Annotated in this window: 12 protein-coding genes and 2 pseudogenes; 5 read left to right on the top strand and 9 right to left on the bottom strand. The window is 68.6% G+C overall.

The window, feature by feature from the left end:
- Nucleotides 1-72: 72 nt before the first annotated feature.
- The 4 genes and pseudogenes from ACYVD1_RS25200 to ACYVD1_RS25185 all read left to right on the top strand — a co-directional run.
- On the top strand, nucleotides 73-1236 hold the full coding sequence (locus ACYVD1_RS25200) for a cytidylyltransferase domain-containing protein (protein ID WP_460776978.1): 1164 nt from the start codon (nucleotides 73-75) through the stop codon (nucleotides 1234-1236).
- Nucleotides 1233-2155, top strand: a pseudogene (locus ACYVD1_RS25195) (N-acetylneuraminate synthase family protein). The gene ACYVD1_RS25200 and the pseudogene ACYVD1_RS25195 overlap by 4 nt, the downstream one beginning before the upstream one ends.
- Before the next feature lie 86 nt (nucleotides 2156-2241).
- Nucleotides 2242-3216, top strand: coding sequence for a glycosyltransferase family 2 protein (locus ACYVD1_RS25190; RefSeq protein ID WP_460776977.1), 975 nt, complete (start codon nucleotides 2242-2244; stop codon nucleotides 3214-3216).
- 40 nt (nucleotides 3217-3256) lie between these two features.
- Nucleotides 3257-4192 (top strand): annotated as a pseudogene (locus tag ACYVD1_RS25185) (polysialyltransferase family glycosyltransferase); the annotation flags it as partial.
- 338 nt (nucleotides 4193-4530) lie between these two features.
- On the opposite strand, the gene ACYVD1_RS25180 reads toward ACYVD1_RS25185, so the two are convergent.
- From ACYVD1_RS25180 to ACYVD1_RS25165, 4 genes are all read right to left on the bottom strand, one after another.
- Complete coding sequence (locus ACYVD1_RS25180; protein WP_460776976.1) at nucleotides 4531-5793, bottom strand: DUF6716 putative glycosyltransferase; 1263 nt, start codon at nucleotides 5791-5793, stop codon at nucleotides 4531-4533.
- The gene (locus ACYVD1_RS25175) at nucleotides 5780-6802 is read right to left on the bottom strand and encodes a hypothetical protein (RefSeq protein ID WP_460776975.1); all 1023 of its coding nucleotides are present in this window, start codon (nucleotides 6800-6802) and stop codon (nucleotides 5780-5782) included. The genes ACYVD1_RS25180 and ACYVD1_RS25175 overlap by 14 nt, the downstream gene beginning before the upstream one ends.
- 158 nt (nucleotides 6803-6960) lie before the next feature.
- Nucleotides 6961-7725 carry a crotonase/enoyl-CoA hydratase family protein gene (locus ACYVD1_RS25170; protein ID WP_460776974.1) on the bottom strand — a complete coding sequence of 255 codons (765 nt, stop codon included), beginning with the start codon at nucleotides 7723-7725 and terminating at the stop codon, nucleotides 6961-6963.
- A gap of 9 nt (nucleotides 7726-7734) precedes the next feature.
- Entirely contained in the window at nucleotides 7735-8508 is a 774-nt protein-coding gene (locus tag ACYVD1_RS25165; protein ID WP_460776973.1) for an SDR family NAD(P)-dependent oxidoreductase, read from the bottom strand.
- A 203-nt stretch (nucleotides 8509-8711) separates the two neighbouring features.
- Here ACYVD1_RS25165 and ACYVD1_RS25160 point away from each other — a divergent pair, with 203 nt between their 5' ends.
- On the top strand, nucleotides 8712-9293 hold the full coding sequence (locus ACYVD1_RS25160) for a Uma2 family endonuclease (protein WP_460776972.1): 582 nt from the start codon (nucleotides 8712-8714) through the stop codon (nucleotides 9291-9293).
- A 1-nt stretch (nucleotide 9294) separates the two neighbouring features.
- Here ACYVD1_RS25160 and ACYVD1_RS25155 read toward each other — a convergent pair whose 3' ends face one another.
- From ACYVD1_RS25155 to ACYVD1_RS25135, 5 genes are all read right to left on the bottom strand, one after another.
- Nucleotides 9295-10323, bottom strand: coding sequence for an ROK family glucokinase (locus tag ACYVD1_RS25155; protein WP_460776971.1), 1029 nt, complete (start codon nucleotides 10321-10323; stop codon nucleotides 9295-9297).
- Between the two features lie 151 nt (nucleotides 10324-10474).
- Complete coding sequence (gene glmM / locus ACYVD1_RS25150; RefSeq protein WP_460776970.1) at nucleotides 10475-11812, bottom strand: phosphoglucosamine mutase; 1338 nt, start codon at nucleotides 11810-11812, stop codon at nucleotides 10475-10477.
- 161 nt (nucleotides 11813-11973) lie between these two features.
- On the bottom strand, nucleotides 11974-12483 hold the full coding sequence (gene rpsI, locus ACYVD1_RS25145) for a 30S ribosomal protein S9 (RefSeq protein WP_460747662.1): 510 nt from the start codon (nucleotides 12481-12483) through the stop codon (nucleotides 11974-11976).
- Between the two features lie 37 nt (nucleotides 12484-12520).
- Nucleotides 12521-12970 carry a 50S ribosomal protein L13 gene (rplM, locus tag ACYVD1_RS25140; protein ID WP_460747661.1) on the bottom strand — a complete coding sequence of 150 codons (450 nt, stop codon included), beginning with the start codon at nucleotides 12968-12970 and terminating at the stop codon, nucleotides 12521-12523.
- Between the two features lie 665 nt (nucleotides 12971-13635).
- Nucleotides 13636-13871 (bottom strand): hypothetical protein (locus ACYVD1_RS25135; protein WP_460776969.1); only part of this gene is annotated, 236 nt, incomplete at its 5' end.

Here is a 13871-nt window from a genome sequence, read left to right as displayed (position 1 = left end):
TCCGCACTGCCCTCCCGCTACCATCCAAAGCAATCGAATGACTACTTAGGGTTACCAAACTGGGAGTGCTCTGTGCGCGTAGCCGCCGTCATCCCCGCACGCGGAGGTTCGAAGGGAATCCCCCTCAAGAACGTGGAGCCGGTCGGCGGCGTCCCCCTCGTCACCCGCGCGGTCCGCGCCTGCGAGGCCGCCCGCACCGTGGACGAGACCGTGGTGTCCACGGACCACGAGCGGATCGCGGAGGCCGCCGTCGGCGCTGGCGCCCGCGTGCTGCCGCGCCCCGCGAACCTGGGCGGCGACACCGTCTCCTCCGAAGCCGTCCTCCTGCACACGCTCGACACCCTCGAGGACTCCGACGGGGCGGCTCCGGACGTGATCGTCTTCGTCCAGTGCACGAGCCCGTTCATCAGCCCGGCCGACCTCGACTCCGCCGTCCGGCGCATCCTCGACGGCGACGCCGACAGCGTGTTCTCGGCGACCGAGACGCACGCCTTCCTGTGGCGCCCGACCCCGGCCGGCGCCCGCGGGGTCAACCACGAGCACACACACCGCCCCCGCAGGCAGGACCGGGACCCGCAGTTCCAGGAGACCGGCGCCTTCTACGCCATGCGTGCACAGGGCCTGCGCGCCCACCGCCACCGCTTCTTCGGCAGAATCGCCGCGGAGGAGGTCTCCCCGCTGCACGGCTTCGAGGTGGACGTACCCGACGACCTGCGCCTGGTGCGCGGTCTGGCACCCCTCGCGGACCCGGAAAGGGCACCCGTCGACGTGGACGCCGTCGTCACCGACTTCGACGGGGTCCACACCGACGACCGGGCCGCCGTCACCGAGAGCGGCGGGGAGTCCGTGACCGTCAGCAGGTCCGACGGCATGGGGGTCAAACTCCTCCGGGAGGCCGGGGTGCGGGTCCTGATCCTGTCCACCGAGGAGAACCCGGTCGTGTGCGCCCGGGCCGACAAGCTCAAGACCCCGGTCCTGCACGGGCTGTCCGACAAACGGACGGCCCTGGCTGAGTGGCTGGCCGAGGAGAACCTCGACCCGGCACGTGTGGCCTACGTGGGAAATGACGTCAACGACCTGGGATGCCTGTCCCTGGTCGGTTGGCCGGTGGCCGTTCCCGACTCGCACCCGGAGGTCCTGGCCGCGGCGCGCGTGGTCCTGGACCGAAAGGGCGGCGACGGCGCGGTCCGAGAACTCTGTGAACGTGTACTCAAGGCCCGGAAGGGAACCCGATGACCTCTGTCGTCGAACGCACCAGCACTCCACCGCACCTGAGGACCGAGATCACGCCCGTGCCGATCGGCGAGCACCAGGTGGGCCCCGGTCAACCCGTGTACGTCATCGGGGAGATCGGCATCAACCACAACGGTGACGTCGAGATCGCCAAGAAGCTGATCGACGTGGCCGCCGAGGCCGGCTGCCAGGCGGTGAAATTCCAGAAGCGCACCCCGGAGATCTGCGTCCCGCTGGAACAGCAGCAGCGCATGCGCCAGACGCCGTGGGGCGAGATGACCTACCTGGACTACAAGCACAGGGTGGAGCTCGGCCGCGACGAGTACACCGAGATCACCAAGTACTGCGCCGAGCTGGGGCTGGACTGGTTCGCCTCACCCTGGGACGTCCCGTCGGTGGAGTTCCTGGAGGAGATGGAGGTGCCCGCCCACAAGGTGGCCTCGGCCTCCATCACCGACCTCGAACTGCTCCGCGCCCTGGCCGAGACCGGTAAACCGATCCTGCTCTCGACCGGCATGTCCACACTGGATGAGATCGACGCCGCGGTCACCGTTCTGGGGGCGCGGCGACTCGTCATCATGCACTCCACCTCGACGTACCCGATGCCGCCGGAGGAAGGGAACCTGCGGACCATCGAGACCCTGCGCGAGCGCTACCGCGTCCCGGTGGGCTATTCGGGCCACGAGCGGGGCTGCAGATCTCGGTGGCGGCCACCGCGCTGGGCGCGGTCACGGTGGAACGGCACATCACCCTGGACCGCACCATGTGGGGATCGGACCACTCGGCGTCCCTGGAACCCACCGGCCTGAACAACCTGGTCCGCGACATCCGGGTGATCCAGGATGCCCTGGGCGACGGCGTCAAACGCGTCTTCCCGGGCGAGGAGGAGCCCCGCAAGCGCCTCCGCCGCACCACCATCTAACCAGCCGGCCCGGTTGGAGTGTGGCCGGCGAGACGGCTTCGCCGGCCACTCTCCGAATTCACACTGTCACCCTCCATGGAGGACGCATGGCATCCCTGTCCGTGATCATTCCGGCCAAGGACGTGGAACCCTACATCGGCGACACACTGAACAGCCTGGTCCGCAACGACCGTCCCGACTTCGAGTACATCGTGATCGACGACGGCTCGTCCGACCGGACCTCCGAGATCGTGGACGGCTTCCGCGCACGCCTCCCCGGCCTGCGGCTCCTGCACAACGAACACCCGACCGGGGCTTCCCACGTACGCAACCAGGGGCTGCAAGAATCCTCGGGCCACTACATCACCTACCTCGACGGTGACGACTGGCTGTCCCCGGGCTATCTGCCCAAGGCCGTGGACGCCCTCCGGGACTTGAACGTCGACTTCGTGAGAACGGATCACGTCCAGGTATTCGGTAGCCGCCGTGTTCTCCACACAGCGCCCGAGGGCAGGGTCGGGCGCAGACTGGACCCGCGCGGCGGGATCCTGCCGTGCAACCTGTTCACCATGGTCGATTACCCGAACGCCTGGTCCGGGATCTTCGACCGACGCCTCTCCGACCAAGGACTCCTCGACTTCGACGCTTCGCTACTGAGCTGTGAGGACCGACTGTGGACCTGGCGCCTGCACCTGCACGCGCGTTCCTACGCGCGGGTCCCGCTCATCGGCGTGTTCTACCGCCGCCAGGTGTCCGGCTCGCTCACTCAGGTACGGGACAGCCGTCAACTCCACTTTCTCGACGCCATGCAGCAGATCGTCGACGAGGTGACGGCCGAAGCGGCCTTCGAGCCCTATGTGGCCAAGGCCCTGCGGACCTACTGTGCCCTGCTCCACTTCCACAACGCCAAAGGGGTCGAGTACACCCCTGACCTCCGGAAAACCCTTCTCGCCCGGAGCAGGCAGGCCATGCGCGGCCTACCGCAGGATCGGCTGGACCAAGTCATCCGTGAAATGGGCGGTCAGCGCGCCCGATTCCTGCGCGGACTCCACGACCCCGCGCAGCCTCTCAGTCACGCCTGACACCAGCAGCCGTCCCATCCGCCACCACCGATAGGCACCCATGTCCCAGCTTTTCGTAGCGTCGAAGTTCTTCGGGGCGCTCAGCCTGGCAGCCGCGATCGACAGCGGTCTCTTCGGTAGCGAGCATCGAGTTCTGCTCACCGTGGACAACGGACCGACACCCGAGCTATCGACGCCCCTGGCCGACGCCTCGGGGTTCGGGTATATCCGGAAGCGCTTCGACCAGGTCGTGTCCTATAACGAACTCATCTGGCCCCAGCACCCCTCTCACTGGACACCCCGCAGCGGTGATCTGCGAATGCTCCGGTCCTTGTTGAAGGACCGCTTCCAGCTGAATGACGAACCTCCGGAACTGGTGATCGAATCCATCCAGGTTCCCCCAGCGCAAGCCCTGGCGGCACTCTTCGACGACGCGCGCATCACTGTCTATTCGGACGGATTGATGAGCTACAGCCCCACCCGGTCCGCACAGCACCGCACAGTGGCCACCCGGATCGAACGGCTGCTCTACCTGGACCTCGTCCCGGGGTTGTCTCCCCTGCTGCTCAGCGAAATCGGAGTTCCCACGCTACCGCTCGACCCCGCGAGCTTCCGGCAGGCCGCAGCCGAGATATCCGCGAGCTCGATCGCACAGGGGCCGACCGGGAGAGAAGGCTCCGGCACCGCCCTGGTCCTGGGTCAGTACCTGTCCTCCCTGGGGATGATCAGCGCAGCGGAAGAAGACCGGCTGTATACACGAGCGCTGAAGGCCTGCGCCGCAGCCGGACACCGCAGTGTCGATTTCAAACCCCACCCAGTACACGCCGACCGGACCACCGGTCACATGCGGGCGGCAGCAGAGGAGGCCCGGATCGACCTACAAATCCTGGACGGCGAAGTTCCTGTGGAGGCCGGGTACGAGATGGACCCGCCCGAACTCGTGGTCGGATGTTTCTCGACCGCGCTCGCCACGGCCAGCCGTGTCTACGGGATCCCGGTCGCCACCGTGGGCACCGAATTCCTGCTGAAAAGGATCACCCCCTACGAGAACAGCAACCGGATGCCGTTGGTGATCGCCGACACCACCATGCCAAGGCTGCTCGACTCCGGCGAAGTCGCCCCGCCACTCATCGCCGAAAGCCACCATTCCGAGGAGATGCCACGCCTGGTCAACGCCGTCGCCTATTGCATGCAGGCGGCCTCCTACCCGCACCTGCGGGAAGAGGCCGAAGAATACCTGCGCGGATACGACGGGGACCTGTTGCGCTACTTTAAGCGGCGCAGGCTCGAAGCACTTGGTCTGGCCGCTCCGCAGGCACCGGTCGACCCATCTGGTCAGGCACGCAAACCAGTTCCACTGCCCCACAGGGTCCTACGCAGGACCCGCAGCTTCCTGCGTAGGACCCTGGAACCCCGAACAGCGGTGTACGGCACGCTCAGGCGCATCAGGACCCTTCGACGCGCGCGGACCTGACCGGCTTCGAGAAGGAGATCGGGGCGTGCACCGAGCACGCCCCGGCGCGCCCTCCTCACCAAGTCATCCATGCGTTCCAGCCAGTCGTTCTCTGCCGGAGGGTGGAAGTAGTTCCGCTCGGTCCAGAGCGGATCCGGGTGGCGGAACCGTGCGGCGCGTACGTCCGCGAGGGTGCCGAAGGCTCCGCTGTCCTGGAATACCACGTTGATCTGTTCCGCGCCCACGCCGAAGTCGGTGAGAACGGCCAGGGGCACATCAAGAGCGATCGCCTCCAGCGCCGCCGTGGAACTCACGGTGACAAAACCGCTGGCCCGTTCCAACTGCTCCGCCATGGAACCGGTCGCAAAGAGCAGCGCTCCCTCCCAGGTTTGGCCCGCTCGAACCATTTCCCGCCACAGCGCCTCGTAGTGATGGCGCTCGCGATGAGTCTGCGCCTCGTTCTCCCGGCCCCTGAGCTTTACTACGACGTCCAGGTCCGGTCGGCTTTCCGCCAAATCGGCAAGGGCCTGAAGGACGGCCTCCCGGTCCTCCTTCGCATGGGGGACCTTGGCCTGGGCAGCAAATACCACCCGGTCGGCCGTTGCAGTCCGCGCCACCGGCCCAGGCAGAAACGGCAGGGTCGCCAGTCCGACGTCACCGGTGGCTCCCAGCTTCTCGCCTAAGCCCCCGAACTCCGCGACCTCGCGGTTGCTGTGCAGGACGAACAGGTCGGACTGGGATCGGTAGAGCCAGGCCTTCTCGGTGGCAGGGACCGAGATTCCGGGAAGGGCCGACACCAACACGGGGCGGTGCCCTCGCAGCGCAGCCGTAAGCGCTGAGGCCAGGGCGTCCACGACCGGCCCCGTGCAGTTGAGCATCACCACGTCGGGGCGCATGCGCCTGACCAAGCGCCGAATCTGGAGCAGTGTCAGTACCGGAATGCTGACCCCTGCTTGTCGAGTCGCTTCGGTGGCGGCCTGCAGCTGGCCGGGGGAGGGCGCTATCGGTGAGCGAACGACAACCAGTCCACAGTCATAGCCTTCTCGTGGGACAGCGTCGAGCATGGCCGCGGATAGCTTCACGTAGGAGTCGGAGTCGGCGACCGCCAGGACCCGTGTCCGGGTCCGCTGCTCAGTTCCCCTCACCGCTCACCGCCTCGAATTCCACGCTGGCGGACAGGTCAGCACGGAGGGTGGGGCGGGCCCGTTTGGTCCACCAGTGCTCCGGGAGGCTCACGGCCTGGATATCGGCCCCTTTGGCGAGGGTGCGCAGGGACACCAGCGCCGTGGAGGGCGGCGCCATGACGGTGTGTTCGGGACCGAGCCCCCGGAGGGAGAGCTCCACGGGAATGGCCGGGCGGATCACCCGGATGCGGGGGTGCCTGTCGAGGAAGCTGAGCACCTCTGAATCCTCTCTGCGGTGCGGATAGTAGGCGAGCGGTCCAGTCAGGGACTGCCCGTCGAGCCAGGTCAGGTAGTTCGACCTGTGGACCAGTCCGTCGGCGACCAGGGCCGTGCCGAGCACGATCCGGCGCTCGCTCGGGACGGCTTGGTCGGGCAGCGAGCGCAGCATGCCGAACCCGTGGCGGACGATGCGCACGCCCATCGCTTCGGCCCTCGCGGCCAGCGCCGGGTCCATGGGCAGCATGGTGAAGACGGAGAGCCTGCCCCAACGGGCCGCTTGGCGCAGCCTTAGCGCCACCGCGGCACCGAGCACGGCGCGGAGGGGGCTCTTCCTGGCGCGGGCACGCAGCAGGGGCCTGGGAACGACGGAGCTGAGCAGGCGGATCAGGTGCCAGGTGGCCAATCCGTCGTCGACGACAACGATCCGGCACCGCGGCGCGGCGAGCAGGGCGCGCTGGACCTGGCCGGAGAAGACGTCGCCGATCGCCCACACTCCGTCGGCCGTGGCCGGGGGTTCGGGCGCCCGGGCAGGGCTGGTGAGCGCGGTGTTCGCGGGGAAGAGACGGCGCAGCTCCGCCGCGGTCTCCGCGAGGCCTCGGGCCCCGGGGCGGAGGAGGATCTGGCCGTCCTCGAAGAGCTGGCCCGAGGCGTGCGCCTCCGCGACGGACAGGAGCTGCAAGGGCGACTCGACCCAGGCAGTGCCCGTTGGCGCCGCGGACACGGGCCCGCGCAAGGAAGGTGTGTGGTTCACGGCGCCGTTTCCTCCGTCGGACCGGTGGCGGACACCCATAGATTACACACGGAGGGTAGTTATTCACGGACTTTAGGTGACAGCCCGGCGAGCCCTGGGAAACGGCAACGGCGGCCGCCCTCGGGGGCGGCCGCCGGGTCACGCGGAGCGGGTGCGGGCTACTCGCCCTTCCACTCGGGGGTGCGCTTCTCCGCGAAGGCCGCCGCCCCCTCCATGGCGTCGTGACTGACGAACACCGGGCCCGCCAGCTCGTTCTGCTTCTCCCACATCTGGTCGGTGGACCAGTCATCCGAGGCTTGGAAGATCTCCTTGGAGACGTTCACGGCCAGCGGACCGTTCGGGGTGATGCGGGCCGCGAGGGATTTGGCACCCTCCAGGGCGCCGCCGCTCTCGGTGACCTGGTTGACCAGGCCGAGGTCCGCGAGCCGCTTGGCGTCGACGAAGTCACCGGTGAGGGCGAACTCCATCGCGACGTTGCGCGGGATGCGGTTCTGCAGGCGCAGCAGGCCACCGGCACCGGCCACCAGACCGCGCTTGACCTCGGGGATGCCGAACTTGGCGTCGTCCGCGGCCACGACCAGGTCGCAGGCGAGCACGGCCTCGAAACCGCCGGCGAGGGCGTAGCCCTCGACCGCGGCGATGAGCGGCTTCTTCGGGCCCCGCTCGGCGAAACCGCCGAATCCGCGGCCCTCGACCACCGGGACCTCGCCCTTCATGAAGGCCTTCAGGTCCATCCCGGCGCAGAAAGTGCCGCCGGCGCCGGTGATGATCGCGGCGGTGACGTCCTTGCGGGCGTCGACGTCGTCGAGCGCCTCGGCGATCTGGGCGGCGACCGCGGCGTTGACCGCGTTCTTGGCCTTGGGGCGGTTGATCGTGATGACGGCGATGCCGTCCTCAGACGTGTAGAGAACCTCGTCGGACACGGTGTCCTCCTATTTCGGGGGCATGCGCAGGGCGCCGTCGATACGGACGACCTCGCCGTTGACGTAGGTGACTTCGAGGAGGGTCCGGGCGAGCTTGCCGAACTCCTCGGCGGTGCCGAGGCGCTTGGGGAAGGGCACCGGGGCCGCGAGCCGGTCCTTGAACTCCTGGGAGCCCGGGCCGTCGCCGTAGATGGGCGTCTCCAGGATGCCGGGGGCGATGGTGTTCACGGTGACGCCGACGGCGGCGAGGTCACGCGCAGCCGGCAGGGTCATGCCGATCACGCCGCCCTTGGAGGACGAGTAGGCGATCTGACCGATCTGGCCCTCGATACCGGCGAGGGAGGCGGTGTTGAGGATGGAGCCGCGCTCGCCGTCCTCGTTGATCGGCTCGGTCTTGGCGATCTCGGCCGCCGAAAGGCGGAGCACGTTGAACGTGCCGATCAGGTTGACCTGGATGACCTTCTGGTAGCTGTCCAGGTCGTGGGGGTTGCCGTGCCGGTCCACCGTGCGGGTGGCCCAGCCGATGCCGGCGCAGGAGACCGCCACACGGAAGGGCTTGCCGGTGTCCGCGGCCGCCTGCACCGCGGTCTTGACCTGGTCTTCCTGGGAGACGTCGGTGGAGACGAAGACGCCACCGATCTCCTTCGCGACGGCCTCGCCGCGCTCGGCGTTGAGGTCGGCGATGACGACGGTGGCACCGGCGGAGGCGAGTTCCTTGGCGGTGGCCTCACCGAGGCCACTCGCGCCGCCCGTAACGAGGGCGGAGATTCCGTTGAGATCCATGTGCCGCACTCTACAGAGGATGTGACCCACACACTAGAACCGGGTTCGGTTAATCGCGGGTAATACTGTGACCAGCCTTGTTGAACGGACCCCAGGCGGGTATGGGCAAGGAGCCCCACTCTGCCGTCACGGAGGGCTACCTTCCTGTCATGCGAAGAGCAGCGACACTAGAGTGGGCTCAGGAATCGACCCAGGAGGATTCGATGGCCGAGCCGCTCCCCGAATGGTTCCTCACCCCGCCCGGGGGCTGGACCGCCGACCACATGGACCGCCTTCCTCCGGGCGCCCCCCGGATGGAGCTCATCGACGGAGCGCTCGTCTTGCTTTCCCCCCAGACCAAGTTCCACGGCAAGGTCATGACGAACCTGCTGTTCGAACTCCTGCAGACCGCCCCCGAAGACATCGACGTCATGGTTGAGATGACGATGAAACTGGGGAAGTACCAGCGTCCTCAGCCAGACATCGTCGTCTACCGGGAGAGGGGTGAGGAGGGCTGGGAGTCGGACACCCACATTCCGCCGGAGGATGTCCTGCTCGTGGTCGAGGTCGTCTCAGAGGAGTCCCAGGACCGGGACCGGACGACAAAGCCGATGAAGTACGCAGCCGCCGGTATCCCGCACTTCTGGCGGATCGAACGTGAGGAGAACGGTCCCGCGGTCCACGTGTACGAACTCGACGGCACCTACGATCCCAGGTACGTGCCGGTCACGATCGCCAGAGAGCGGCTCAAACTGGACATGCCCTTCGCACTCGACATCGACGTTCGGGCTCTGGGACCACGCTGATTCACCACCGGCCCCGGCCCAGCCGCTGTTGGCGTCGGCGCTGCCGCCCCCTCGGCAGCGCCTCCCTCGCCAGGTCGGCCGCGCCGATCATCCCGGCCTCGTTGCCCAGAGCAGCGGCCACCACCCCCGCCTCCGGACGGTAGCCCCGGCCGGTCAGACCCTTCTCGAACGCGCTCCGCGCCGGGCCCAGCAGCAGCTCACCCACTTCCGAGACCCCTCCCCCGACGATGAAGAGCTCGGGGTCGAAGGCGGCCGCCAGGTTGGCCAGGCCCACTCCCAGCCAGCCGCCCGCATCCTCCAACAGCTCCCGGCAGGCCCGGTCGCCCTTGTGGGCCAGTTCGCTCACCAGAGGGCCGGTGATCAGCAGCGGGTCGCCGCCCACCGCCTGGCTCAGCGCCTCCGCCACCGGTGACTCCGCGACCACCAGCTCCCTGGCGTCCCGGGTGAGCGCGTTGCCGCTGGCGTACTGCTCCCAGCAGCCCCGGTTGCCGCACTCGCAGCGGTGGCCCCCGGGGACCACCGTCATGTGCCCGAACTCCCCCGCGAGCCCGTACCGGCCGCGGCGCAGCAAACCGTCCTGCACGATCGCGCCGCCGATCCCGGTGCCCAGGTTGACGACCAGCACGTCGTCCACGCCGCGCCCGGCGCCCGCGCACACTTCGGCCCAGGCGGCGGCGTTGGCGTCGTTCTCCACCACCACGGGCAGCCCCAGACGCACGGACAGCGCGTCCCTGAGCGGCTCCTCCCGCCACGAAAGGTGCGGGGAGAACAGCACGTTGGCCCGCCGTTCGTCGACGAACCCGGCGGCTCCCACCCCGACCGCGCGCACCGTGTACTCCTGGCGCAGGTCGGACACGACCGACACGATGGTGTCCTCCACCACCGAGGGGTTCTTGCTCCGCTCCGGCGTCTCGGCTCGCAGGCGCGCCAGCACCCGGCCACCCGCCGTGATCACGGCCGCCGCGACCTTGGTCCCGCCGATGTCCACGCCGACCGTCAAGGAGTGCCCGTACCGCACGTCCGTCACCATGTCCGCTCTCCTCTTCCGCCCCACCCGACCGGCCTCAAGGCGTCCGAGCCCATGCAGGACGCGTCAGGGGCCCGCCCCACCACACCGCACACACGAAAACGCGCACCTGGGCCACTCTGTGCCCGGATGCGCGGAAAACCCTGAGAAACCCCTAGCCGAGAGCCGAGCGGACCACCCCGGCGAGGCGCTCGGCCACGGCGGTGGCCTGCCCCTGCTCAGGGGCCTCCACCATGACGCGGACCTTCGGCTCGGTCCCGCTGGGCCGGATCAGGACCCGCCCGGTCTCGCCCAGCTCGGCCTCGGCCGTGCGCACCGCTTGGCCCAGCTCCTCGGAGTCGTCGGCACGGGCCTTGTCGACGTCGGGGACGTTGATCAGGACCTGCGGAAGGCGGGTCATGACCTTGGCCAGCTCGGCCAGGCCCTGTTTGCGGTGGGACATGGCGGCCAGCAGGTGCAGACCGGTCAGCAGGCCGTCACCTGTGGTGGCGTGGTCGAGCAGGATCACGTGCCCGGACTGCTCACCGCCCAGGCCGAACCCGCCGCTCTTCATCTCCTCCAGCACGTACCGGTCGCCCACCGCGGTCTCCACCACGGAGATACCCTCGCGGGCCATCGCCAGCTTCAGCCCCAGGTTGGACATGACCGTCACCACGAGGGTGTCCTCGGTCAGGCGCCCGGCCTCCTTGGCCTCGGTCGCCAGGATCGCGAGGATCTGGTCGCCGTCCACGACGTTGCCCTCGGAATCCACCGCGAGGCAGCGGTCGGCGTCGCCGTCGTTGGCGATTCCGGCGTCGGCACCGTGAAGACGCACCGCCTCCTGGAGGGCGCTCAGGCTCGTGGACCCGCAGCCCTGGTTGATGTTGTGGCCGTCGGGCGCGTCCCCGATGGCGATCACCTCGGCGCCCGCCCGGCGAAGCGCCTCCGGGGCCACGGTGGCGGCCGCGCCGTTGGCGCAGTCCATGACCACCTTGAGCCCCTTCAGGCCGTGCGGCAGGGAGTCCAGAACGTGCCGGGTGTAGAGCTCGGCGCCCTCGTGGGAGTCGGTCACCCGGCCGACCGCGTCGCCTACTGCCGGGTTCGAGGGTACGCCGAGCATGCCCTCGATCTCCTCCTCCAGGGAGTCCTCGAGCTTCTGCCCGCCCTTGGCGAAGAACTTGATGCCGTTGTCCGGGGCCGGGTTGTGGCTCGCGGAGAGCATCACGCCGAAATCGGCCTCCAGGGCGCCGGTCAGGTAGGCCACGGCGGGGGTCGGGAGCACACCGACCCGGACCACGTCCACACCGGTGCTCGCCAGGCCCGCGACGACCGCGGCCTCCAGGAACTCGCCGGACGCGCGGGGGTCGCGACCCACCACCGCCAGCGGGCGCCGCTCCTCGTCCTTGCCCGTCAGTACCCTCGCCGCCGCGATGGACAGGTCGAGGGCGAGCGAAGCGGTCAGGTCGCGACCAGCGAGACCACGTACGCCGTCTGTTCCGAACAGCCGAGCCACAGGCGACAGCCCCTTTCAGAAGCGGCGCCGGGCTACGGCGCCGGTGAAGTTCAGCGTGGCGGAGAGAGCCACCGGAAAAAACAAAAACCCGTACGCCGCCCCCGGGTGCGGGGACGACGTACGGGCGAGAACTCAGCCGAGCAGGTGCCGGCGCATGAGCATTAGCGCTTGGAGAACTGCGGAGCCTTGCGCGCCTTCTTGAGACCGGCCTTCTTCCGCTCGACCTCGCGGTCGTCACGGGTGAGGAAGCCGGCCTTCTTCAGCGTCGGGCGGTTGTTCTCCACGTCCAGGGAGGCGAGCGCACGGGCGATGCCGTGCCGCAGCGCGCCAGCCTGGCCGCTGGGGCCGCCGCCGTCCAGTCGGGCGAAGACGTCGTAGGCGCCGTCGAACCCGAGCGAGACGAGGGGGTCCTTGATGGTCTGCTGGTGGACCTTGTCCGGGAAGTAGTCCTCGAGCGGCTTGCCGTTGACCTTCCACTCACCCGCGCCAGGGGTGATACGGACTCGGGCGACAGCCTTCTTGCGCCGACCGGTGCCGGCGCTGGGGCCGGACGCGGTGGGGACGTAGGCGGCGGTCGTCTCGTCCGACTCGCTGGTGAACTCCGAGGGGAACTCCTCGGGGTTTTCAGCAAAGTCCTGCGCGACGTCTTCGATGCCGGTGGGCTCGACCACGGTTATCCTCGTGCTTCCTGTAAAAGTCTGCGAACGCCTAGGCGGGCTGCTCGATCTTGGTGATTTCGAACGGAACCGGCTGCTGGGCCTGGTGCGGGTGCTCCGGGCCGGCGTACACCTTGAGCTTCTTGGCCATCTGACGGCCGAGGGAACCCTTGGGCAGCATCCCCTTGATGGCCTTCTCGACGGCCCGCTCGGGGTTCTTCTCCAGCAGGTCGGCGTACGAGATCGAACGCAGACCGCCGGGGTAGCCGGAGTGCCGGTAGGCGCGCTTCTGCTCGAGCTTCTTGCCGGTCAGCGCAACCTTGTCGGCGTTCACGACGATCACGAAGTCGCCGGTGTCGATGTGGGGCGCGTAGTAGGCCTTGTGCTTACCCCGAAGCAGCGTGGCAACCTGGCTCGCCATACGCCCGAGCACGAGATCGGTAGCGTCGACAACGTGCCACTGACGCTGGACATCGCTAGGTTTGGGGCTGTATGTGCGCACGATCGTTTGCCTTCGCTCTTCAGTCGGCTGCCCCATCCCGAACGGGATGGTGGACTCGTATTACAAAACACCCCTACGGGTGCGGGGCCGGAAACAGACCCCGCGGGTGCGGATCTGTTACTTGGCCGGATGTCCCATGTCCAATCAGGACAACCCGGTCGTGAGTGCGCAGACGATGGTGCGTGGATCGGCACCCAGCTTCGGGAGTTTGGGGCCCACGGCAACTCAACGCACAACGACGAAATATCCTACCCGTCCATCCTGACGCAGGTCAAAACGAGCGACAGGCGGGACCGGCGGGATCGTCTGGCGGGAAAGCGCCGGGACGGGTTCACATCCGTGACCTCTCCGCCTTTTATTATGCCTGCAGTCAGGAGTGCTTCGTCCTTCCCCCGCCCGCACGTTGGCTACCCTTGCACCGAAAGACCCGTCTTCACCCGCTACCACGGGCGTTGACGTCCACCTTGGAGACGCCCGTCACGGTCACCGAACCGGCGGCGGACGCTGGCAGCGCGGATCAGGCCACGGGCCCGGAGAGCCGCGGCCCAGTCCCACCCTCAAAGCCTTCGGAGACTCCCATCAGTACCCATCCGAACCCGCCTCAGCACGGCCCAGACGGACGGCCTCTCCACCCGGAGGCCGGCCACGGCCAGGACCTGCTCGGCTCACCACCCTCCCAGCCTGAGGGTCAGCCTCCCACAGCGGACCCGCAGCAGGCGCCCGGCGCGCCCGTGGACGGATCCGGGGCCCAGCGCCCCCCGTTTCCTGGCGGCCCCGGCCCGCAGCCGCCGCAGGGCTCCGCCCCTCCAGGACAGCACCCCCGGAACCCGCCACCGGGCCCGCAGGGCGGCCAGGGCGGCCCCCACCCCCCTAACGGACCGCAGCCCCCAAGCGGCCCCCA

Source organism: Nocardiopsis nanhaiensis (assembly GCF_054778635.1).
Note: the sequence above shows the minus strand (reverse complement) of the source record. Positions and strands in the feature narration are given on the sequence as shown.